Source organism: Streptomyces sp. NPDC096205, from assembly GCF_044763135.1.
In the GTDB taxonomy this organism is placed as follows: Bacteria; Actinomycetota; Actinomycetes; order Streptomycetales; family Streptomycetaceae; genus Streptomyces.
On record NZ_JBIWFS010000005.1, the window covers coordinates 170590 to 192985 of the forward strand.

Genomic DNA, 22396 nt, shown 5'->3' on the forward strand with positions numbered 1-22396 from the left:
GCACTCGATCAGGAAGGCCGGCGCGGCTCTGGTTCCGGCTCGGAAGGGTCCTGGGCCGACTCTATTTGCTCGGTTGCTCCAGTCAGTTCCCTCCACGCCTTGACCAGCGGGATGCAGGCCTGGATCAAGCGGGTGAGAGAACGCGGCACATGTTCCATGGCGACGAGGAAGGCCAGCAGGCCGGTCGTGGCGGTGACGAGGGTTTGAGTCATGCCGTTGTCGTAGGGGGTGCCGCGGCCGGCGCATCACATCCGGGCGGTGGTTTCACACGTTCGGGGATTCCTTCTGAGGATTGCGTTATCCACGGGCCCCACCCCTCCCTACAACGCTCTCAGCACGTGACCGCATCGGTTCGCAGGGAGAGGCATGCCCGACGACCAGTTCGACGGGGCTCCACCGTTGGGGGCCCAACAACTGCCGGCTGCACGCGTCGGCACCGACATTCCCGAATCCCCGCTCTTCAGGGTGCAGATCGAAGAGAATGCCGCCGCTGTCGCCCGACTCGCGGACAAATCCGCCGACGAAACGAGCCAGAGAGCAGCCGACGATGCAGCCGTACATCAAGCCCTGGCAGCCGCACACTTCGACGGCCCGGCCTGGAATCTCTTCGCGCGGGCGTTGACCGAGTACGCCTATCCCATTGTGACCAACTGGCTCTATACGGGGGAAATCTTCACCTTGTGCGCCGACCGGGGCCGGCCTGTTCGGACACCCCGGACGCTGCAGGACATGGAAACGCTGCGCACCGATCCGGACGAGCGGGAGGAGCTCGTCTGTGAGGTCGTCGCGCGGGCCCTGCACCTCTACCGCCGCAGCGCACGTGCCGGCACCGGCTGGCGCCCGGACGGCGGCGCGTCCCTGAAGACCTATTTCGTCGGTGCCGTCCTGGGCGAGTTCGCCGGGGTCTACGACCGCTGGGCTTCGGAGCGCGCCCGGCGCCCACCGTGTGACCCGGACGGCATGAACGCGTTGCAGGATGTCGCAGGTCATCGAAGTGAGGAACCCGAGAGCCAGGCGATCGGTCATGACGCTGTGCAGCGGTTGCTCGCGGAGGTGAAGGACAAGACCACGCGCACCGCTCTCTTCCTCATGCTGAGGGGTTACACGAGGAAAGAGATCGGCGAGTTCCTCGACCTGTCGGCGGCGGCCGTCGCGATGCGCATGTCCCGGCTGAGAAAGAACCGGCCGCAGCATGACGGCCAGGAAGAGCAACTGACCCCCTCGACGGCGCAGGACGGCAGGGAGGACGCGTGAAGCGGGAAGAACGCCTCGCAGACGGGGTCGCAGAGGCCATCGCGAGGATTCAGGAGGCGGAACTGCTCGCCCCCGAAGAGCTGCGCCCGAGCGTGCGTGCGTGCCTGGAACACCTCACGGAACTGCAAGAGCGCATGGACCGAGAGGCCGGAGGAAGGAGCGGACACGCGGGCGGCGTGACCGGCCCCGACTTCGCGACCTTGCTCAAGCAGTCCTCGCTCAGCACACCAGGGGCGGCGGCACTGCGTGCTCGCACCGGCGCCGAGGTACGGGAGCGCATCGAGAGGCGGTTGTCCGAACTCGAGGAGGGCGTCCCCACCGATGCACCGCCCCACAGCGCCGGGGAAGTTGAACCCGTACGCAAGGTGGCGGGACAACTGGGCACTCTGCTGCGCAGCTACTTGGAGCAGCGACGCCGACGCGCCGAAGAGCAGCCGGAGCGCAAGGAACGTCCTGACGCCTCCGAGGTGACCTGCGAGATGAGCATGCGGCTGGTCGTCTCCAACAGTTCCTCGGCGCCCGTGCCGGCGAAGCTGCGCTACCGCCGGTCGGACCCCTACGCCATCGAGGCATGGTTCCGAACGGCACCAGACGAACTGGTGCACTGGGTCTTCTCTCGTGAGCTCCTCACGGCCGGTCTCCGCACCTCCGCAGGCGTCATGGACGTGAAGATCCGGCCCGCTGTCTCCGTCGGAAGGGAGGTCGTCTTCATCACTCTCCAATCCCCAGAGGGAACAGCACTGCTGGAAGCCCCCCGGGCAGCGCTGCAGAAGTTCCTCCGACGCACGAACGACCTGGTGGCACCCGGAGACGAGAGGCGCCACGTCGATGTGGACGAGCTGTTCCAACTCACCGCACTGAACAGGCGGGACACAGCGAGCAGGCCCGACACCGCCATCGACCCGGTGAGTGAGCAGGACGAACACGAGGACAGCCCCGACCACCGAGCCGAGCCCGACCAACTCCTCGAGAACCAGAAACGCCCCGACCATCCTTGATCCGCCACGGCGGAGGGGGCGGTACGGCCGTGGGATGACGGGCACAGAGTGGTCCCACGGCCGTACGGCAGACCTGGCGCGTCAGCGCCGGGTATAGATGAAGCCGATTTTGTCGATCTCGGCGCCGGCCCGGCCGTGGAATCCGGCGATCTGCCAGCCGGAGGGCGCGGTGCGCGTCACGCAGTCGGACGTCGTCGTCCCGCCGGCCAGCGTGCGGCCGAGGCTGGTTGTGAAACTGGCGTAGAAGATGCGCGTACGGCCGTCCTTCCCGCCCTGGCACAGGTACGCGCTCGTCACGTACTCGCCGCTGCCGAGGGCCAGTGACGCGGCCGTGCCGCCGGTGCCGCCGTGCGCGAGCGTCGTGCCGTTGGTCAGGGTGACGCTCAGCCGGTCGACGCGGGAGCCGGCCCGCAGGGCGATCGTGGTGGCGCGGGCGCCCGCCGACACTCTGTCGATGTCCGTGAAGTAGTCGCCGTGTGGCCCGCCGAACTGGTCGCTGAGCTGGAAGGCGGAGTCGCGCGACCAGGAGAAGCCGACGGTGATCGGGTCGTGGTCGGAGAGCATGAGCCCGTCGCTCGTCAGGAACTTGGCGTGCTCGTTGCCGTACGACGTGGCGCTGAGCGAGACGAGCTTGCTGCTCCTGTACAGGACCTTGTCGACGACCTCGCACGTGGGCGGCACCGTCGTCCCGCTCTGGTCGCACACCAGGGCGGGGCTGCCCTTGGCGGGCGGGGTGCCGCCGCGAACGAGCTCTACCCAGGCGTCGGTGAGGCCGTTGGCGGCGGCGAACTCGGCGATCGTGTCGCCGGTGCGGGTGTAGCGGGTGTTGGTGTCACCCATGACGACGACCGCGTTGCCCGCCGAGTGGGTCTTGATGAAGGCGGTGAGCTGGTCGAGGTTGTCGGCGCGGGAGGCGAGGTCGCCGTCGGTGGTGCCGGCGTTGGTGTGGACGTTGTAGAAGTCGACGTAGACACCCTCGGCGAGGCGCTCGCGCTGGAACGTGAAGCCCTTGGGTGTCAGGCAGTCACCCGAGTCCAGCCGGCACGAGTCCCAGCGCACGCGCTCGAAGTCGTCCGCGTCGTAGGAGATCTTCGACAGGGTGTTCAGCCCGCTGCCGATGCCGGCGCCGCCGCTGGTGGGGGTGCGGTAGGGGTGCGCGGTGTCGGCGGCGTAGAGGTGGGCGTGGTAGTTGAAGTCCTCCTGGACGTGCACGACGTCGTACGGCGCTATGCGCTGTCCGATGGCCGTGGTGCTCGGCTCCCGTGGGGTCGGGGCGCTGGACAGGCTCTCGGGGAGGCCGGCCACGTTGTAGGTGAGGACGCTGAACGTGCCCGAGTCCGCGGCCGCCGCGGGCGGGGCGGACATCGTGAGCCCGCCGACAACGGCCGCGGTCGCGGCCAGACAGGCGAGGAGTCTGCGCATGGGGGAATGTCTCCTGGGGGTGAGGCGGAGAGGCACGGACATGGACATGGACATGGACATGCCGGACGTTACTGCGGGTTACACCAGTCTGGGAACGAATTCGGATGCTCTTCACCCCGCGCATGCCGCGATCAAGGCGTCAGTTCGCCCGCGCTTTCCCACATGTGCACGGCGAGCAGCGCCGCCTGCTCAGACTCGACCCGCTCGCGGACGCCACGACGAAGCTCCAGCCGCGGCTCTTCCACGGGGCGCGTCGAAGCCGGGCGAACCGGACTTCGCGCGAGACGCTGCCACCATGACAGCCTCGCCTTCCACCGAAGCCCCGTACCGCTTCGACGACCTGACCGCCCTCTACATCAACTGCACCCTCAAGCCCTCCCCGCAGCTCAGCCACACTCAGGGGCTGATCGACAAGAGCGCGGAGATCATGATGTCGTGCGGGGTCACCACGTCCGAGATCAGGGCCGTCGACCACGACATCGCGCCCGGCGTCTACCCGGACATGACCGAGCACGGCTTCGCGAGCGACGAGTGGCCCGCGCTGTACGAGCGGGTGATGGCTGCGGACATCCTGGTCATCGCCGGGCCCATCTGGCTCGGCGACAACAGCTCCGTGACGAAGAAGGTGATCGAGCGCCTCTACGCCTGCTCCAGTCTCCTCAACTCGCAGGGCCAGTACGCCTACTACGGCCGTGTCGGGGGCTGCCTCATCACCGGCAACGAGGACGGCGTGAAGCACTGCGCGATGAACGTCCTCTACAGTCTCCAGCACCTGGGCTACACGATCCCGCCCCAGGCGGACGCGGGCTGGATCGGCGCCGCCGGCCCTGGACCCTCGTATCTCGACCCGGGCTCGGGCGGACCGGAGAACGACTTCACCAACCGCAACACCTCCTTCATGGCCTGGAACCTGATGCACCTCGCCGCGCTGCTCAAGCGGTCCGGTGGCGTGCCCGCCCACGGCAACCAGCGGACGCAGTGGGACGCCGGCTGCCGCCCGGGCGCGGACAACCCCGAACACCGCTGACCCGCCCCGGCGAACGCAAGGACTTCGCCACGCGCCCGGCGAAGCGTGAGCGGCCGAGCGCCCCTACGGCAGGAGTTCCCGGGAGAAGCCGGTTGACGGGGACATTCACCCGTTTGCGTGAATCGAGCGAACGTACGACGGCTGGTCCCTCACCGGTGCGTAACGTGCGTGGTCGGCCTGCCGAACGGGGCTCATGCGGAGCGAGCAAGCGGAGGGGTTGCGGGGATGACGGACGGTTCTTCGAACCGAGGCGGAGGGTTGTCGCGACGCAGGCTGCTGGCCTCGTCGGCCGTCGCAGGCGGCGCCGGCTGGCTGCTGCGCGGGCTGGTCGGGCCGGACAGCGCCCACGCGGCCTCGGCGCCGCCGCCGGGCTTCCCTGCCGGGGTCGACGTCCACCAACGCGTCTATGAGAACTGGGTCGGCGAGATCCGTACAGATCAGCTGTGGACCTGCGCGCCGCGCAGCCCTCAGGAGGTGCTCGACGTCGTCAACTGGGCCCACGGCGCAGGCTGGACGGTGCGCGCGCAAGGGCGACGCCACGGCTGGTCTCCCCTGACCGTGGCCGACGGCACGCCCGCCGCGGCCCGGGTCGTCCTGCTGGACACCACCGCACACCTGACCGCGATGTCGCTGGAGCAGCAGGCCGGCGACGGGTCGGCCGCGGTACGGGTCCAGGCCGGGGCCTCGCTGGAGACGCTGCTGGCGTTCGCCGGGGCCGGCGGATACGGCGTCACCGCCGCACCGGCACCCGGTGATCTCTCGGTCGGCGGCGCGCTGGCCGTCGGCGCGCACGGCACGGCCCTCCCCGCCGCCGGCGAGAGCCCGTCACCCGGCCATGGCTACGGCTCACTGAGCAACCTGGTCACCGAGCTGACCGCGGTCGTCTGGGACGCGGGCGTCGGCCGTTACGTCCTGCGGACCGTCGGCCGGGCCGAGCCCGACTGCGACGCGCTCCTGACGCACCTCGGCCGCTCGCTGGTCACCGAGGCCGTCCTGCGAGTGGGCACCGACCACAACCTGCGCTGCCAGTCGTTCGTGGACATCCCCGCCACCGAACTGTTCGCCGCTCCCGGGGCTTCCGCCGGCACACGGACCCTGGCCGGCTTCGTGGACCGCACCGGCCGGGTGGAGGCGATCTGGTTCGCCTTCACCGACCACCCGTGGCTGAAGGTCTGGAGCGTCGCCCCGACCCGGCCGGCCGCCTCCCGCGCGGTCGACGGGCCGTACAACTACCCGTTCTCCGACTCGCTCCCCGAGCCGGTGGCCCGGCTGGCCGGTGACCTGGTCTCCGGGGCCTGGGCGAGCGCGCCGCTGTTCGGGCAGGTCCAGGCCCTGCTGGCCAAGGTGGCGCTGACCGGCGACATCAGCGACGTGCTGCTCTCGGGGACCCTCGTACGGGACGTGCTGACCGGCGACGTCCTCACCCACCTGCTGGCCGGCGGCCTGCGCTCGGACCTGTGGGGCGCCTCCCGCAACCTGTTGCAGTACATCAGGCCCACCACGCTGCGCGAGACCGCCAACGGCTACGCCGTGCTCACCCGCCGCGCCGATCTGCAGTGGGTGGTCAGCCAGTTCGCCGACTTCTACCGCACCCTGCTCGCCCAGTACGCGGCACGCGGCGAGTACCCGGTCAACGGCCAGGTGGAGATCCGGGTGACCGGCCTGGAGGAGCCGTCCGTGTGCGGCGTCCCCGGTGCGCGGCCCCCTCTGCTGTCCGCCGTGCGGCCTCGCCCCGACCGGCCGGACGTCGACACGGCCGTGTGGATCGATGTCCTCTCCCTGCCGGCCACACCCGCCCTCAACCGCTTCTACCGCGACATCGAGCAGTTCCTCCTGACCCTGGACGGGGACCGGGCCACCGTTCGGGCGGAGTGGTCCAAGGGCTGGGCCTACACCGACACCGCCGCATGGGCCGACCCGGACGTCCTCACCCGCCACATCCCCGACAGCCAGCGCGCCGGAGGCGGCCCGGGCTGGGACGAGGCCGTCGCGACTCTCGACCGGCTCGACCCCCACCGCGTGCTGTCCAGCCCCTTCCTCGACACGCTGCTGCGCTGAGCCGGAAGGCAGTCGGGTTTCTGCTGCGACGCCTGAGCGTCGGACTTCCTGGCGCGACGCCAGGTGTCCGACTTCCCGCCGCCACGCCTGGTGCCCGACTTCTCGCCGCGACGCCGGGTATCCGGCCTCCCGCCGCCACGCTTGGCGTCCGGCTCGGCGACCGGCCGCCCGGTGAGCGGGGCCGTCGGTTCATCTGTCCCGTGCGTTGACACGGCATCGTCACCGTCCCCATGATGGACCGTCATGGGAGCGCTCCCACACCTGTGCCCCAGCACGTCCCGTCGCATTTGTGCCTCAGCCCGTCCCGTCGTACGGCTCGACGCCCGGCGAGCCGTCCGTGCCGCCGGCCCCCCGAGGGAGGACCCCATGGCCCCACCGCAGAGATCACGTCGGCCGGCTCGCGCCGCCGGCCGCCCGCGCCACCTCGCACGTACCGCCGCCGCCCTGGCCGCCGCGCTCTCCCTGCTGTCCCCGCTCGGCGCCGCCGGCATCGCGGCCGCCGCCGTGCAGGAGACACCCGCCGCGGACGTCGAGGTCCAGGTCAACACACAGGCGTCTCTGGGCCGCTTGACCGACACCGCGCGCGGCGTCAACGCGGCCGTGTGGGACTCGCACATGAACGACCCCGAGGTCGCCGCCCTCATGAAGGTGGCCGACGTGGGAGCGATGCGCTATCCGGGCGGATCGTACGCCGACATCTACCACTGGCAGACGCACACCGCTCCCGGCGGATACGTCGCCCCCGGCACCGGCTTCGACGCCTTCATGGGCACCGTCCGCGCCACCGGGGCGCAGCCGATCCTGATCGCCAACTACGGCTCGGGCACGCCCCAGGAGGCGGCCGGCTGGGTCCGGTACGCGAACGTCACCAAGGACTACGACGCGAAGTACTGGGAGATCGGCAACGAGATCTACGGCAACGGCCACTACGGCAGCGGCTGGGAGCACGACGATCACCCGGACAAGAGCCCCCAGGAGTACGCCCGTCAGGTCCGCGCCTACGCCCTCGCGATGAAGGCCGTCGACCCGACCATCAAGATCGGTGCGGTGCTCACCGCCCCGGGCAACTGGCCGGACGGCGTCGTCGGCGCGGGTGATCCGGGCGACTGGAACCACACGGTGCTCTCCCAAGTCACCGACGTCATCGACTTCGTCAGCGTCCACTGGTACGCGGGCGGCTCCGACACCACGGCCGACGCCGCCATGGCCCGTCTGACCCGGCTGCCCGGCGAACTGCGTGAGGTGCGCAACCAGATCGACCGGTACGCGGGCGCCGACTCCCCGCGCATCGGCATCGCCCTCACGGAAGTCAACACCAACACCGGCGGAGCCATGCTCACCGCACGCCCCAACGGTCTGTTCGCCGCCGACGCGTTCCTGACGGCGCTGGAGAACGGCGTCTTCAACGTCGACTGGTGGAACACCCACAACGGCGCGGATCGGATCACCACCGTCGACGGTGAGACCGACTACGGCGACATGGGGATGCTCTCCAGCGGCGGCTGCACCGGCGAGTTCTGCGAACCGGCGCCCAACACGCCGTTCCACCCGTACTACGGCATGAAGATGACCAGCGAACTGGGCACCGCCGGCGACACCTTGGTCGCCGCCGTGTCGTCCGCGCGGGACGTCTCCGCACACGCGGTGCACCGCCGCGACGGGCGCCTGAGCGTCCTGCTCATCAACAAGAACCCCGACGCCGCACGGACCGTCGACCTCGCCTACACCGGGTTCACGCCGTCCGTCGCCACACCCGAGGCAAGCCGTTACGCGCGCGGCGACAACGACGTCACCGACGTCACGGGCAGCGGGGCGTCCGCCTCGCGGGTCACCGTGCCGCCGTACGGGATGCTCGCCGTCACCCTCACCCCGCGGCCCGGCACCGGGCCCGAAGCCTCGGCCGCCGGCACCCCGGGCACGCCGAGACTGGACGCCGTGACCGGCACCACCGGCCGCCTGTCCTGGGCGGGCGCGCCCGGCGCCACCCGCTACCTCGTCCAGGAGCGCGACGGCGCGCACACCTGGCTGGTCGGCGAGACCACCGGCACGTCCGTGACCCTGGGGAACCTGCCGCCGGGCAGCACCCACACGGTCAACGTGCTGGCCTCCGACGCCTCGGGACGACTCTCCGCCCCGTCCGATCCGCTGACCTTCACCACCGGCACTCCGTCCGACGCCCCCTGCGCGGTGACGTACCACCCCGACACGGGCTGGGGCAACGGCTTCGTGGCCACGGTCACCGTACGGAACCTGTCGGACACCCCGGTCACCGGCTGGACCATGGACTGGGACTGGCCGACCGACGGCCAGTCGGTGTCCTCCGGCTGGAACGCCACGTTCCACCAGACCGGCCGGCACGTACGGGTGACCGCACCCGAGGGCGCCGGGCCGCTGGCCCCGGACGGTGCGTCAACGGTCTCGTTCGGCTTCGTCGGCGCCAACGACGGACCCAACCCCGAGCCGAGCGCCTTCCGCCTCAACGGCGCTGTCTGCTCCGGGGGTTGAGTGGCCAGTCCCGCCAGGGAGGACCGACGCGTGCCCACCTGTGGCGGAAAAGACCGTACAGAGGCACGAGGAAGCGACGGCGGACACCGCGGCCCGCGCAGTCATGATCCGCGAGAAGCGGGTGGTTCTCTCCACCCTGCGACCCATGGGGCAAATGTTGAAAAAGGGACAGAAGTGACCTACGGGAATTTTGCATCATCCCGGGAAAATCGGTGAACCGGGGTGGTGGGAAATCCAGCCGGAACCGAAAGGAGATGGTGACATGACTGCCACCGAACGCCTGACCGACGAAGTCACCGGCATCGAACTCGAGGAAGTTCTCGCCCCCGCCGAGCCCGACGGGGTCTACCGCGACAGCAGGGAGTGCGCCGCCCTGGCTCTGCAGGGTGGAACCACCACGCTGCTGCTGTCTCCGCCGACCCCCCGCCCGAAGAAGGGCTGAGCGGCTCGACGGGAGCATCACATGGAGCAGTCACGTACCTCCGCCCTTCTCCAGGGCGCGGTGCAGGACCTCGCTTCGGGCGTGGCCTCCGCCCTCCACGGCGGTGGCCACGCCTCCCCCTCCGGCGATGTACTGCGGGACGGGACGGCGAACGGCGTGGTCCTCGCGGCCGTACGGGTGCTGGGAGCCGATCTGCTCCTGCCCCGCCTTCTCTTCCGCACCGCACCGAGTGAGCCCGAACGGGCCGCTGTCCAAGAGGCCGTCCGCGCCTTCCCGCCGCGTCCGGACGCGGCCCCCACCGTGGCCTGGAGCCATTGGGGCATGGTCCGCGCCCTGCGCCGAGCCGACGCCGGCCTCACCCACACACCACTCCCCTCCCTCGACGACCCCGACTCTCCCACCTCGCCCGGCCCGCCCGGCTCGACCGTCGATCCGGACACCGGCTGGCTGCGGGACGACTCCTGGCAGACCCTCACCCACCGCCTCGCCCTACTGGCGGCCCTCGCCGTGCCCGGCGAGGACGGCCCCGTCGCGCGCGGCGCCCAGCAGCGGGTCGTCGACCTCAGCCGCGGCTTCGTACGGGCCGTACGCCGCCGGGACTGGCGGCAGGCCGCCGGAGCGGGGCGCTGGCTGGCGCTGCTCCGGGACGTACCGGAGACGCTGGGGCTGGACACCGGCCTGGACTTTATGGAACTGATGGGAGGCGACGACGCCTGCGTGGCCCTGCAGGTACGGGCGGCCCGCCTGATGCGCACCGGAGTGCCCGTATGACGGCCGCGGACGTGCGAGGGGTGGTGGACGCGGCGCTCGCCTGGGTCTCCGAGGAGCGCGAACGGTTCGTGCTGCCGGACGAGGTCCTGGACAGCGCGGGCGCCGTGAACACGACCTGGAAACCGCTCGGCGAGCTCGCCCAGGTCTGCTCGACCGCCCTGCGCCACACCACCGCGCCGGATCCGCTGCACGCCCGGGCGGCGGACCTGCTGGCCTTCGCGTGGAAGCAGACCGGGCAGGGCGAGCTGCTCGTACGGCAGCAGCGCCGCGAACCCTTCTCGACGTATCCGCTGGAGGTGTACGCGGCGTTCGCGTCGGCCGGACTGCGGTACGAGCCCTTCGTTTCGCTGTCCGCCAGGCTGACCGAGACGCGCGGCCGCCGGCTGGTCGAGCAGGTGCCGGTGCGGCGGCTGGGCGTCCTCTTCGCCGAGCGGCACTGCGGCCGACATCCCGAGGGGGAGGTCCCCGAAGTACTGGGCCGCACCTGGCTGGGCGGGCTGCCCGAACCGTGGGCCTTTGAACGGCTCTCCGGCTACGCGCTCACCCACGTCGTCTTCCACCTCACCGACTGGGGGCGCGGCGGCCCAGGTGTCCCCGCCGACCTGGTCGATTACCTGGAGCTGTGGCTGCCGCCGTGGCTCGACACGTGCCTGGACGCGGGCCTGTGGGACCTGGCCTGCGAACTCGTGGCCGTGGCGGCGAGCCTCCCGGTCCCGTTCCCGGTCCCGGCCGATCAGGCCGCGAGCCCGCCGGTCCCGCCCGAGCACGCCGCATCCGTGGCACCCGGCACCCCCGGCCCCGGTCTGTGCGCCGCCCTCGACGACGCCTGGACCGCGCTCGCCGCCGCCCAACGCCCGAGCGGTGCCATCCCGGAGGAGGCGGGCGGCGGCGACGGGGAGCCGGCCTTCCTCGACTGCTACCACTCCACCCTCATGGCCGCCTTCGCGGGTGTCCTGACCCTCGGCTGCCGCCCCGCCCACGACGGGGAAGGAGCACACGCATGACCGGCACAGCCCTGATGCACACCGTGGGTGTCCGCGCGCTCGAATGGCTGTGGGGCCACCGCGACGGTTTCCGCCTTGAGCCCGACGCGGACCCCGAAGTCGGCTTCCTGGAGCGGTTCAAGCCGATCGGGGAACTCGCGCTCGTATGCAAGGTGCTCTTCCGTGAGGGCGTGGCCGGATCGCGTCAGGCGGAGCTGGCCCGCCGACTCCTGGACCACGTGTGGCGCGACACCCTCGACGGCGGCCGCCTGCTCGTCCGCGGGCAGCGCACCGAGCCGTTCTCGCCGATCCCCTTCGAAGTGCACCTCGCCTTCCGGGAACTGGGCTACCGCTGCCCGGAGGTGGAGCGTGCCACCGAGCTGAACCACCGGCTCGGCAGCTGGTCCGCGTTCGAGACCACACCCACCCGGCGACTGGGCCTGTCCGCCTTCCAGCGCCGCGCCGGTCTGGCCCCGCGGCCCACCGAGGCCGACGTGTTCCGCCGGACCTGGCTGGCCCGCCGGCCCGAGCCGTGGACGGTGGAGGGCCACACCGCCTACGACATCACCCACGCGGTCTTCCACCTCACCGACTGGGGTGAACACCCCGAGGGGCTGCCCCCGGACACCGCCGGCTACCTGTCCCTGTGGCTGCCTGTGTGGCTGGACGACTGGCTGGACCTGCAGCGCTGGGACCTGCTCGGCGAGCTGCTCGTGGTCGACGCCTGTCTGCCGCGGCCCACCTTCGACCAGCGGGCGTGGGAGGCGTTCGCCGCGGCCCAGCAGCCCGACGGGGCCATGCCCGCGCTGCGGACGATGCCGACCGGGGACAGGGACGAGGTGTTCGACGTGGTCTACCACCCCACGCTGGTCGCCGCGTTCGCCTCCACCCTCGCCACCTCGCGGTCCCTGAGCGACCTGGCGGAGGCGTCATGACCGGCGAGCCTCGCACCCGCTGGCCCGAAGCGGCACCGCTCGACGAGGACACCGACGTAGCACCGCCCGCGACCGCGGCACCGCCCCTCGCCGGGGCCGTCGGGGCCGTCGGGGCCGTCGGGGCCGATGACGTCGAGGAGCGGCTCGCGGCCGCCGTGGACGCCGCCGACGCGCTCGACGCCGTGTTCGCCCTGTCCCGGCACGGCAGGCGTGTCGTGCGCTGCGGCGGTCACCGCTCCGCCGACACCCCCCGGGAGGACCTGCGCTACGAGATCGGGTCCGCCTCGAAGACGTTCACCGGCCTGCTGCTCGCCCAGCTGATCCGGCTCGGGCGGCTCACCGGCGGCGAGTCTGCGGCCGCCTGCCTGGCACCCGGCCAGGCCGCGCGCACCGGCGTGATCTCCCTCGCGCACCTGGTCACCCACACCTCCGGACTGCCCGCGCTGCCGGCCGACTTCGTCGTCCGCGCCCTGCCCGCCTGGCGCACCCAGCCCTACGGCCGCTACCCGGACGACCGGGTCGTCGCCGCCTTCCTGCGGGCCAGGCCACGGCACCGGCCCGGCAGCCGCTGGCACTACTCCAACTTCGGGGTCGCCGTACTGGGCCACGCTCTGGCCGCGGTGACCGGGACGCCTTGGGAGGACCTGGTCACCGAGCACGTCCTGCATCCGCTCGGCCTGCACGGCACCACGCTGCGGGCGGGTTCCCCGGCCACGGACGCGACGGGGCACGGCAAGGACGGCCGTACACCCACCCTCAGCTTCGACGCGGGCGGGTTCCGGGCGGCCGGCGCCGTCCGGGCCACCCCGCACGATCTGCTCACGTTCCTGGAGGCGCACCTCGATCCGGCCGGAACGCCCCTCGAGGACGCGCTGCGGTCGGTGCGCGTCCCGGTGCTGCGCCGGGGGCTGGGCCACCGGCACACGCACACGCTCACCTGGTTCCGGCACCCGACGGACGGCGGGCCGATGTACTTCCACAGCGGAGCCACGCTCGGCCAGCAGTCCTTCCTGGGCTTCCGGCCCGACACCGGGACAGCGCTGGCGGCCCTGTGCACCCGCAGGTTCCGGGCCGGCGACCCCTTCATCGCCACGGCGTACGCGCTCCTCGCCGACGACTGACCCGGTCCGGCGTACGGGCTCCTCACGGACGACCGACCCGGTCCGGCGTACGGGCTCCTCGCCGACGACTGACCCGGTCCGGCGTACGGGCTCCTCGCCGACGACCGACCCGGTCCGGCGTACGGGCTCCTCACCGACCACTGATCCGGTCCGGCGCGCGGGTGGCGGTTCCCGCGCGCCGGACCGGTCAGGCCGGGTTCACAGACGCTGCCACAGCGCGGGCGTGCCCTCCGGCCGCCAGCCCGCCTGCGACTGGTGGGCCTGCAGGCACTGGTAGCGGACCGTGCCGTAGGTGACCGTCGCTCCCGCCTCGTAGACCCGGCCGGCGGTCCAGGCATCGGCCGCCGGGGTCTCCTCGGGGCCGGGCGACGCGGGCGGGGCCGACGGGGTCTCCTCGGCGGCCGCGCTCACCAGGGTGAGACCGAGGTCGCTCAGCAGCGGGTTGATCGGCTGGAAGAACGTGGTGCCGCCGCTCGTGCAGTCCCCGGAGCCGCCCGAGAGGACGCCCTGCGCCTGCGCGCCCGCGACGTACGGCCCGCCGGAGTCGCCGGGTTCGCCGCACACCGTCGTCCCGGTCAGCCCGTTGACGGTGCCCTCCTCGTAGGTGACCGTGGCGTTCTCCCGCTCGATGGTGCCGCAGTGCCAGCCGCTGGTGGAGCCCGAGCGGCACACCGAGGCGCCCACCAGCGCCTGCACCGAGCCCGCCACGTCGACCGTCGCGCCGTCCTGGCCCCGCACCTTGGGGGTGACGGTCCAGCCGCCGGTGACCCCCACCCACGCCATGTCCTTGCCGGGGAAGGTCGAGGCCTGGAAGGTGCCCTGCGCGGCGTCGCCCGCCCCGGTGGTCGTCGAACCGCGCTCCCCGCAGTGGCCGGCCGTGGCGAACCCCTTCTGGTCGCCCTTGGTCACGGAGAAGCCGACGGAGCAGCGGTAGGTGTCGTCGATGTTGTACGGGTCGCCCCCGACGATGTCCGCCAGGGCGCGGGGCCGGTACTCGGACAGGCGCACGCTGATCCGCTGGCCCGCCACCCCCGCCCGTGCGATCAGCGACTGCGCCGCGGCGCGGGTGGTGGCCTGGACGACGACCCGGTTGGTGCGTACGTCGATGGAACGCACCGGCGTGTTCACACCGTCGGCGCGGGTGACGGCCGCGTCGAGCTTCTCCTTCACGGCCCGCAGGTCGGCCAGCGATGCGGGGACGACCGCGGCCTCGGCGCCCTGCGCGCGGATGGCGGCCGCGTCGGCGGCGCGGGTGGTGGCGACCGTGAGCAGGGCGGAGGTGGTGCCGCTCAGCCAGGCCCCGGCGAAGTGATCGCCGAGGGAGTTGCGCAGCAGTCCCGCCCGAGCGCCCGCCTCGGCCTCGTTGGCCAGGCGGGTCATGGCCTGGGAGGGGGTCAGATGCAGATCCCGCTGCAGTGCCCGCAGCACCGCGGCGTCGGGACGGCCCGCGCCGAGTGCCTGCGCCGGGGACGGAAGGGGAGCGGCGGCTGGCGGGGACGCGGCACCCGCCGTGGTGTGCGCGGCGGTCAGGACGAGGGCGCCTACCGCCAGCAGGGCGGCTCGGGCTGTGCGCGCGGTGTGTCTGCCGACCATACGGGGCCTCCTAGGGTCCGGATGAGAGGGGTCGGGACGTCGGACGTCGTAGGCCATAGCCCTTGACGCGATGTCCACGGCTCATCGCGGCGGCGGAGGTGTTTCCCGCGATGGGGGACGTGGGGGGTGGCAAGTGCAGTAGGCCGCCGGGCGCGGCGGGTGCATCGGGTACGCGGGGTGCGGCAAGGCACCGCACGGTGCCGCGCGAGGACCCGGCCGCGAGTGTCTGCGAGGTGAGCCTCTACCTCACGCCCGACGTGACGCTGCCGCCGGACACGTGCGGGCCGACGGCACAGGAACAGCGTCGGACTGCTCGATCACAGCCGGGTGGCCGGCCAGACGGTCACGGCCGCGGCGACCATCAGCCCGGCGTTGAGCGCGATCCGGCGGTCTTCGCCCCTCAGGTGGACGGCGATCGCGCCGACCTGCAGGAGTACGAAGCCGATGGCCGCGGCCGGTGCCGGCGAGGGAGCGATGCCGGTCAGCGGCGGCAGGATCAGGCCGGCCGCGCCGAGTGTTTCGACCACCCCCAGCGCTCTGACGGCAGGCAGGGGTATGTGGTCGACCCAGGCCATCATCGGGCGGAGTTGATCGCGGCTGCGGATCACCTTCAGCGTGCCTGCGTAGAAGTAGAAGAGCGCGAGCGGTCCCGCGACGATCCAATAGGCGAGGTTCATGGTTCCCGTTCATGGGCCACCGGCTCGCGGGGGCCCGTCGATTGCGTCGTGCGCCAGGGGCTATGCCGGTCGAAAGGAGGGTGGCCTGGTCGTGCCGCGTCGGTGGTATCAGGCGAAGTCGGTGGCGGGCTCGGTCGCGTAGCGGCTCATCGCGTCGATGTTGGCCTGTGGAGTCAGCGACCGGCCGCCTGCGAGCACCTCTTGGAGGTCTCGGAAGTACTGCACGTACAGGTCGGGGGTGAAGGTGCTGAGCATGACGGCGGGTTGGTCGGTCAGGTTGGCGAAGGTGTGCGGGGTGCCGGGCGGAACCATCACGAGCGTGCCCGCGGCGGCGTCGTAGTCCTGCTCCCCGACGGTGAACCGCACGGTGCCGGAGAGGATGTAGAAGCCCTCGTCGTGTTCGGCGTGGCGGTGCTGCGGCGGTCCCTGGGTGCGCGGGGCGAGGACGGACTCGGCGATCGCGAGGCGGTGCCCGGTGTGGCTGCCGTCCTCCAGAACGCGCATGTGTGTGGTGCCCAGAACGATCGTCTCGCCGTCGCCGGGACCCACCACCGACACAGCGGGGTGGGTCGGCGGCTCGCCGGCCTTCACTTCTTCGGTCATGCTCACGAGTGCACCGCCGGGGACCTGCCCGTGTCCAAGACCCGTCCCGCGGCGCCGATACCTCGTAGGTATCGTTGCAGCGTGGAGCTACGGACCTTGCGCTACTTCGTGGCGGTCGCCGAGGAACTCCACTTCGGCCGGGCCGCCACCCGACTGCACATGAGTCAGCCGCCGCTGAGCCGGGCGATCAAGCAGTTGGAGGCCGATCTCGGGGCCCTGCTGTTCGCCCGCTCCCCCACGGGGGTCACACTCACTGCGGCGGGCTCGGTCCTGCTCCACGAGGCGCGGGCCCTGCTCGACCACGCCGACCGCGTCCGGGTACGCGTGAGCGCGGCGGCCGGCGTCGCGACCATCACCATCGGCATCCTGGGCGACGGCACCGACCCCGGAGTGGCCAGGCTGGCCGCCGCCTACCGCCGAAGCCGCCCCGGCGTCGACATCCGCATCCGCGACACCGATCTGACCGACCCGACCTGCGGGCTGCGCGCCGGACTGGTCGACGTCGCCCTCACCCGGGCGCCGTTCGACGAGACAGCCCTGAGCGTGCGTGCACTGCGGACCGACCCGGTCGGCGTGGTCGTGCGCGCCGACGATCCGCTGGCCCGCCGCGAGGGACTGCGGCTGGCCGACCTGAGCAACCGTCACTGGTTCCAGCTCCCACAGGACACCGACCCCATCTGGCAGTCGTACTGGAACGGCGACAGGCCCCGCGAGGGCCCAGTCGTGCGCACCGTCCAGGAATGCCTGCAAGCCGTACTGTGGAACGGCACCGTCGGCCTGGCCCCGCTCGGACACGACCTGCCCACGGAACTGGCCGTGGTGCCGCTGATCGACATGCCGCCGAGCCGCGTCGTGGCGGTGTGGAACGAGGGTGACACCAACCCGTTGATCCGATCCTTCATCGAGATCGCGACAACCGCGTACCGTCACTGAGCACCGTAACCGTGAGTGATGACGCCGATCGGAAAACACTCGCTACAAGGCGGTGGCGGCGCGGACCAGCCCCGCTACCGCCGTCGAACGGCTGTGTACGGGCCAGGCGATGACCGTGGTGACATGGGGAGCGTCGAGGACGGGCACAGCGATGAGGCCCTCGCGGAGGCCGGTGCGGCCCGACTCCGGAACGACCGCGCAGGCACGGCCGAGGGCGATGAGCTGGGTGAGCTGCGTATGGTCGCGCACCTGCGGGCCCGGCCCGTCCGGGAAGGACCCGTCGGGACGCGGCCAACGGGGCAGGGGCAGATCGGGAAGGCCGGTGACCTCGGCGAGCCGCAGGTGGGGGCGGACGCCGAGGGGATGGCCCGCCGGGAGAATCGCGACCTGCCCCTCGGTGTGCAGGTCCTCGGTGTCGAAGCCGGCCATGTCGTCGAACGGCCGGTGCAACAACGCCACATCGGCCCGGCCGTCGCGCAGCATCCCTGCCTGCTCGCCCGGCCCGCACAGCATGACGTCCACGGCGACGGCGCCGGGTTCGGCGGCGTAGGCGTCGAGGAGTTTCGCCAGGAGTTCGCCGGAGGCGCCCGCCTTCGCGGCGAGGACCACTGCCGGGCGGCCGGCCGCGGTGAGGGCGGCCCGGCGGGTGCGCCGCTCGGCGGCCTCGACGGCGTCCAGCGCCGCCCGCGCCTCCCGCAGCAGCACCGCCCCGGCCTCGGTCAGAGCGACGCCCCGGCTGCCGCGCTCCAGGAGGGCGGCGCCCAGGCGCCGTTCGAGTCCTCCGATCGCCCGCGACAGCGGGGGCTGGGCGATCCCGAGCCGCCGCGCGGCCCGGCCGAAGTGCAACTCTTCGGCGACCGCGACGAAGTACCGCAGCTCACGTGTCTCCACCCCGCCAGCGTAACCGGGCCGGCCAGCAGCGATACCCGGGCGGTATCGCCGCCCACCCGATCGGTCTTGGACGCTTGGCCGGGCGCGGGAGCAGCATCGATGCCATGAGTGAGAAGAACATCGTGAACGTGAAGAAGGTCGCGCTGGTGACCGGGGCCAACAAGGGCATCGGTTACGAGATAGCCGCCGGGCTCGGCGCCCTCGGCTGGTCCGTCGGGGTCGGGGCGCGGAACGAGGGGCGGCGCGAGGCCGCTGTGGAGAAGCTGCGCGCAGACGGAATCGACGCGTTCGGCGTACCGCTGGACGTGACCGACGACGCGAGCGTGACGGCGGCGGCCCGGCTGCTGGAGGAGCGGGCCGGACGGCTCGATGCACTGGTCAACAACGCGGGCATCACCGGCGGCGGACCTCAGGAGCCCACCACCGTCGACGTGGACCGGGTGCGGGCGGCCGTGGAGACCAACGTGATCGGGGTCATCCGCGTCACCAACGCCCTGCTGCCGCTGCTGCGCCGCTCGCCGTCGCCGCGGATCGTGAATGTCTCCAGCAGCGTCGGCTCCCTCACGCTCCAGACCACGCCCGGCACAGAAATCGGCCCGATCGCCGTCGCGTACTCACCGTCGAAGACGTTCCTCAACGCCGTCACCGTGCAGTACGCCAAGGAACTGGCCGACACGAACGTCCTGATCAACGCGGTCTGCCCCGGCTACACCGCGACCGACCTCAACGGCTTCCGGGGAGTGCGCACCCCACGGCAGGGGGCGGCCTCGGCGATCCGGCTGGCGACCGTACCGGACGACGGGCCGACGGGCCGCTTCTTCGACGACGAGGGCGAGGTGCCCTGGTAAGCGCGTCCGGCCAACTGAGCCACCCCGTACGGGGCATGACCCAGATACGCCGGAGAGCCGCCACGGGATGACCCGTGGGCGGGCCCGCGCCAGCTGGGAGGGGTGCGGGGCGGCGGCGCAGCCTGGGCGGGCGGGCCAGGTTGCGCGGCCGCGGCGCCGGCGGCCGCGCCCGCAGCGCCGGCTCCGGCCTGGACCTGCTGGAGTAAGTGTTCCCAGGTGCCGTCGGCCGACCACAGCAAGTGGCGTTCGTAGACCGTCTTCCACGGGCGAACCGTTCAGGCAGTTCCCGGCGGGCTCGTCGGCCGCGTCCGTGGAACAGGTAGTGCGTCAAGCGAGCTCGCTGACAGTGGAGTTGCGCCGGTCGTCTGTCCGTGACAGGGATGCTGAGGACGAGCCGACCATGATGATGCTGGGACCTGCCCGGCCGATCACTCGGAAATCGCGACGCGTTCACGGGGCAGTCGTTGATGTCGTTGGCCGGCTGGAGTGAGGGTGCACGCAGACGGCGAACAGCGGGGCCGTATCCTGAGGTCGGCGACGCAGGGAACCGCCTGTGCGTCGCCGCCGTCCTTCACCGCCAGGCGCCGCCCATGCCGGGTGCCAGGTGCCCGGGCAGACGATCGGGAGTTGACAGTGATCAGCCTGGCCGCAGTGGGAGGGGTGGCCCTGGTCGAACTGGGCATGGCCCTGACTCCTGGACCGAACATGATCCACCTCGCCTCCCGCGCGATCACCCAAGGCCGCAGGGCCGGCCTGGTCAGCCTGAGCGGGACCGCTGTGGGCTTCCTGTGCTATCTGCTGGCCGCGGCCGCCGGCCTGTCCGCGTTGTTCGCCGCCGTGCCGCTGGCGTTCACGGTGGTCAAGCTCGCCGGGGCCGCCTACCTGGCCTACCTGGCCTGGGGCATGCTCAGGCCCGGAGGCCGCTCACCCTTCGCTCCGGCCCCGGACCTGCCTCCGGTCTCCGACACCCGACTGTTCGCGATGGGGCTCCTGACCAATCTGCTCAACCCCAAGATCGCTCTCATGTACGCCGCTCTTCTGCCCCAGTTCATGGATCCGCAGGCGGGTCCGGCCTGGGCACAGCTGATGCAGCTCGGTGGTGTGCAGATCATCGTGGGGATCTCCGTGAACGCTCTGATCATGCTGGGTGCGGCACGGGTGTCGGGGTTCCTGACTGCCCGGCCCCGCGTGATGACCGCTCAGCGGTTCACGGCAGGCGGCCTGCTCGGTGTCTTCGCGCTGCGCACAGCCCTCTCCCGTACGCCTGCCTCGGCCTGAGCCATGCATGTGGACCCGTGAGACCAGTGCTCCGCTGAGGCACCTGCCACATCGGCTGAGGAGCTGATGCCGGCTTCGGTTGACGCGAGGCCGGTGAGCTTTCTGTCAGGCCGAGGACCCGAGGGCGGTCACGCAGTTCGCTTACCCGGGCCGGGCCTTGGCGTTCACCGGCATCCCCCGAGCCCCGGGACGGCGGGTGATCCTGCGGCTTCATGCCCGGCGAACTGGAGCGTCTGCCAGGCGCCCGCGCACGTGGGTCCGCAACGACACTGGGTCGAGCCGGACCGGGCCGGGCCGCAACCGGCCCCGACGAAGGCACAGTTCCTTCCCTGATCAGGGCCCGGCGGCCGCAGCAAGCCGGGGACCGGGCCGCCCGGGCAGGTGCCGGACAAGCTCACCTCCGCGCCTGAGCCGACCCGCCAGTATGAGCCCGCTCGCCGTCTTCGTGCCGCTCTGGTCCTTCGGCGGATCGCCTGTGGCTTCGCGCATGAAGACGGATCGAACCGCTCACGGCCCGTCCCCAAAACGCGGGCCCGCGCGGTGGCCCCAAGATTTTTCTGCCCGCATGTAAAGGATCCGGCGGCGCTGCACCTCTCAGCATGTGTACGGCCGCTGCTTCACCGTGAGGCGCTGGGCCGCAGACGTAAGGAGCTCCGTGGAGATGACAGGGGTTGGAGCCGTCATGCTGGTGGTGCTGCTCTTCGCGCCGGCGCTGAGCAGCGTGCTGAAGAGCATCGCGTTCCGCAACCGCGCAGCGGGCAAGGCCGAGGTGATCCGCGCCAAGAGCGAGTCACAGGTGCTCCGCGCCCAGGGACGCCGGACGGGAGGACGGGGGCGTCGTGGCTGATGAGGGCAGGCCCGGGGCGGGGCATGCAGAGGCGCTGCGGGCGCTGGTCGAGGAGCGGTACACGAAGATGGTGGGCTACGCCGCCCGGCAGCTGCGCACCCGTGACGTGCCGCGGTCGTCGGCCGATCCCGAGGACGTCGTGCACACCGCCCTGAGCGCCGCACTCGCCCGTACCGAACCCATCGGCAAAATGCGGGCCTACACGTACAAGATCATGCAGAACGAGATCGACCGGGCGGCACGGCTCTACCACTCAGGCCGGGGGTACGCCTCCCTGGACGCGGATGTGCGCCTGGAAGACGAACCGGCGGCCGAGCCCGTCGCCGAGGCCGAGCTGCGCCACGTCGTCACCCAGGCATTGAAGGGCCTGCCACTGCAGCAACGCCGGGTCGTGCTGCTCATGCAGATGGGCATGACCCATGCGGAAGCGGCGCGGGTGCTGAAGGTGGCACCGGGCACGGTGGGCGTCCACGCGCACCGCGCGCTGCGCACGCTGCGTGTCGCGCTCGTCGGCCTGGGCACATCCGTCCTCGCGTGGATCACCTGCTCCGTGACGCTCGGAGTACGCGAGATCATCCCTGCCGCAAGTCTCCCGTCACCGGCCGGCCCCGCGATGACACGGAGCCTGCTCACGTTGCTCGGTCTGACCACCGTCATCCTCGGGCTGGCAGTTGCCGGCCCGGACAACACGTCACTGTGGCGGCGGCTGATCAAGGCACTGCAACGACGTACGCCGGCCACCAGCGCCCCGCCGGCAGAAGAGGCTCCCGCCGGCCCCAGCCCCAGCCCCGAGGCCGGCAGCGCGCAAAAGTACGGGCGGGACGACAGCATCGACCCCGCCGACCATTGGCTGCTCAACCCCGACACCGGTGAGTACGAACTGCGCCTCACCCCATCCGCACCGCCATCAACGACTCCACGCCCTCGCGAACACAGCAGTGCCACTGGCCCGGGCAGGCACCGCCGCGTCCCCGACAACAAGCCCCTCAACCGGCGCTAGAACCCGCGCCGTGAGGACCACGCTGGAAGGGCCCCTGCGGAGCGCACGCGTTCGGCCAAAGCCACGGCGCCAAGGCCTCCCGCCTCGCGCACCAGCGGGGGCCAGCCCGGCCCCGATCCAATGACAACTGCCTCCACCTGAGCGTCGACGACCCCGACATCATCCTGCCCGGCCCGGCCGGGGGCACCCTGCCCGAACGCGCCGCCCGCA

General features: G+C 71.7%; 20 protein-coding genes and 1 pseudogene. 15 read left to right on the top strand and 6 right to left on the bottom strand.

The window, feature by feature from the left end:
- Positions 1–8 precede the first annotated feature (8 nt).
- A complete protein-coding gene (locus ACIQ6Y_RS20045; RefSeq protein ID WP_404040503.1) occupies positions 9–212 on the bottom strand; it encodes a hypothetical protein in 204 nt (67 codons plus the stop codon).
- 154 nt (positions 213–366) lie between these two features.
- Here ACIQ6Y_RS20045 and ACIQ6Y_RS20050 point away from each other — a divergent pair, with 154 nt between their 5' ends.
- Together ACIQ6Y_RS20050 and ACIQ6Y_RS20055 are read left to right on the top strand one after the other, a co-directional pair.
- Complete coding sequence (locus ACIQ6Y_RS20050) at positions 367–1254, top strand: RNA polymerase sigma factor (protein ID WP_404040506.1); 888 nt, start codon at positions 367–369, stop codon at positions 1252–1254.
- A gap of 479 nt (positions 1255–1733) precedes the next feature.
- A pseudogene (locus tag ACIQ6Y_RS20055) lies at positions 1734–2090 on the top strand (SsgA family sporulation/cell division regulator); the annotation flags it as partial.
- A 243-nt stretch (positions 2091–2333) separates the two neighbouring features.
- On the opposite strand, the gene ACIQ6Y_RS20060 reads toward ACIQ6Y_RS20055, so the two are convergent.
- Positions 2334–3674, bottom strand: coding sequence for a jacalin-like lectin (locus tag ACIQ6Y_RS20060; RefSeq protein ID WP_404040509.1), 1341 nt, complete (start codon positions 3672–3674; stop codon positions 2334–2336).
- A 295-nt stretch (positions 3675–3969) separates the two neighbouring features.
- On the opposite strand from ACIQ6Y_RS20060, the gene ACIQ6Y_RS20065 reads away from it, so the two are divergent.
- The 8 genes from ACIQ6Y_RS20065 to ACIQ6Y_RS20100 all read left to right on the top strand — a co-directional run bounded on the left by ACIQ6Y_RS20065 (position 3970) and on the right by ACIQ6Y_RS20100 (position 13516).
- The gene (locus tag ACIQ6Y_RS20065) at positions 3970–4701 is read left to right on the top strand and encodes a flavodoxin family protein (RefSeq protein ID WP_404040513.1); all 732 of its coding nucleotides are present in this window, start codon (positions 3970–3972) and stop codon (positions 4699–4701) included.
- A 225-nt stretch (positions 4702–4926) separates the two neighbouring features.
- Entirely contained in the window at positions 4927–6759 is a 1833-nt protein-coding gene (locus tag ACIQ6Y_RS20070) for a cholesterol oxidase substrate-binding domain-containing protein (protein WP_404040516.1), read from the top strand.
- Positions 6760–7125: 366 nt separating this feature from the next.
- The gene (locus tag ACIQ6Y_RS20075) at positions 7126–9264 is read left to right on the top strand and encodes a cellulose binding domain-containing protein (protein ID WP_404040519.1); all 2139 of its coding nucleotides are present in this window, start codon (positions 7126–7128) and stop codon (positions 9262–9264) included.
- A 262-nt stretch (positions 9265–9526) separates the two neighbouring features.
- Positions 9527–9706, top strand: coding sequence for a hypothetical protein (locus ACIQ6Y_RS20080; RefSeq protein ID WP_404040522.1), 180 nt, complete (start codon positions 9527–9529; stop codon positions 9704–9706).
- Positions 9707–9727: 21 nt separating this feature from the next.
- Positions 9728–10477: a hypothetical protein gene (locus ACIQ6Y_RS20085; protein WP_404040525.1), complete on the top strand. Its 750-nt coding sequence runs from the start codon at positions 9728–9730 to the stop codon at positions 10475–10477.
- Positions 10474–11481, top strand: coding sequence for a DUF6895 family protein (locus tag ACIQ6Y_RS20090; protein WP_404040528.1), 1008 nt, complete (start codon positions 10474–10476; stop codon positions 11479–11481). The genes ACIQ6Y_RS20085 and ACIQ6Y_RS20090 overlap by 4 nt, the downstream gene beginning before the upstream one ends.
- The gene (locus ACIQ6Y_RS20095; protein ID WP_404040531.1) at positions 11478–12395 is read left to right on the top strand and encodes a DUF6895 family protein; all 918 of its coding nucleotides are present in this window, start codon (positions 11478–11480) and stop codon (positions 12393–12395) included. Before ACIQ6Y_RS20090 ends, ACIQ6Y_RS20095 begins: the two co-directional genes overlap by 4 nt.
- Complete coding sequence (locus ACIQ6Y_RS20100; RefSeq protein WP_404040534.1) at positions 12392–13516, top strand: serine hydrolase domain-containing protein; 1125 nt, start codon at positions 12392–12394, stop codon at positions 13514–13516. The genes ACIQ6Y_RS20095 and ACIQ6Y_RS20100 overlap by 4 nt, the downstream gene beginning before the upstream one ends.
- 198 nt (positions 13517–13714) lie before the next feature.
- On the opposite strand, the gene ACIQ6Y_RS20105 is transcribed toward ACIQ6Y_RS20100, so the two are convergent.
- The 3 genes from ACIQ6Y_RS20105 to ACIQ6Y_RS20115 form a co-directional block, all read right to left on the bottom strand.
- Positions 13715–15109, bottom strand: a complete 1395-nt coding sequence (locus ACIQ6Y_RS20105) for a carbohydrate-binding protein (protein WP_404040537.1) — start codon at positions 15107–15109, stop codon at positions 13715–13717.
- 317 nt (positions 15110–15426) lie between these two features.
- Complete coding sequence (locus ACIQ6Y_RS20110) at positions 15427–15786, bottom strand: DoxX family protein (RefSeq protein WP_404040540.1); 360 nt, start codon at positions 15784–15786, stop codon at positions 15427–15429.
- A gap of 108 nt (positions 15787–15894) precedes the next feature.
- Positions 15895–16389, bottom strand: coding sequence for a cupin domain-containing protein (locus tag ACIQ6Y_RS20115; protein ID WP_404040543.1), 495 nt, complete (start codon positions 16387–16389; stop codon positions 15895–15897).
- Between the two features lie 81 nt (positions 16390–16470).
- Here ACIQ6Y_RS20115 and ACIQ6Y_RS20120 point away from each other — a divergent pair, with 81 nt between their 5' ends.
- The gene (locus tag ACIQ6Y_RS20120; RefSeq protein ID WP_404040546.1) at positions 16471–17322 is read left to right on the top strand and encodes a LysR family transcriptional regulator; all 852 of its coding nucleotides are present in this window, start codon (positions 16471–16473) and stop codon (positions 17320–17322) included.
- A gap of 42 nt (positions 17323–17364) precedes the next feature.
- Here ACIQ6Y_RS20120 and ACIQ6Y_RS20125 read toward each other — a convergent pair whose 3' ends face one another.
- The gene (locus ACIQ6Y_RS20125; protein WP_404040548.1) at positions 17365–18213 is read right to left on the bottom strand and encodes a LysR family transcriptional regulator; all 849 of its coding nucleotides are present in this window, start codon (positions 18211–18213) and stop codon (positions 17365–17367) included.
- 104 nt (positions 18214–18317) lie between these two features.
- Here ACIQ6Y_RS20125 and ACIQ6Y_RS20130 point away from each other — a divergent pair, with 104 nt between their 5' ends.
- From ACIQ6Y_RS20130 to ACIQ6Y_RS20145, 4 genes are all read left to right on the top strand, one after another.
- Positions 18318–19061, top strand: coding sequence for an SDR family oxidoreductase (locus ACIQ6Y_RS20130; RefSeq protein ID WP_404040550.1), 744 nt, complete (start codon positions 18318–18320; stop codon positions 19059–19061).
- Positions 19062–19694: 633 nt separating this feature from the next.
- The gene (locus ACIQ6Y_RS20135; RefSeq protein ID WP_404041524.1) at positions 19695–20339 is read left to right on the top strand and encodes a LysE family translocator; all 645 of its coding nucleotides are present in this window, start codon (positions 19695–19697) and stop codon (positions 20337–20339) included.
- Between the two features lie 661 nt (positions 20340–21000).
- A complete protein-coding gene (locus tag ACIQ6Y_RS20140; RefSeq protein WP_404040553.1) occupies positions 21001–21186 on the top strand; it encodes a hypothetical protein in 186 nt (61 codons plus the stop codon).
- The gene (locus ACIQ6Y_RS20145; RefSeq protein WP_404040556.1) at positions 21179–22186 is read left to right on the top strand and encodes an RNA polymerase sigma factor; all 1008 of its coding nucleotides are present in this window, start codon (positions 21179–21181) and stop codon (positions 22184–22186) included. The genes ACIQ6Y_RS20140 and ACIQ6Y_RS20145 overlap by 8 nt, the downstream gene beginning before the upstream one ends.
- Positions 22187–22396: the final 210 nt, after the last annotated feature.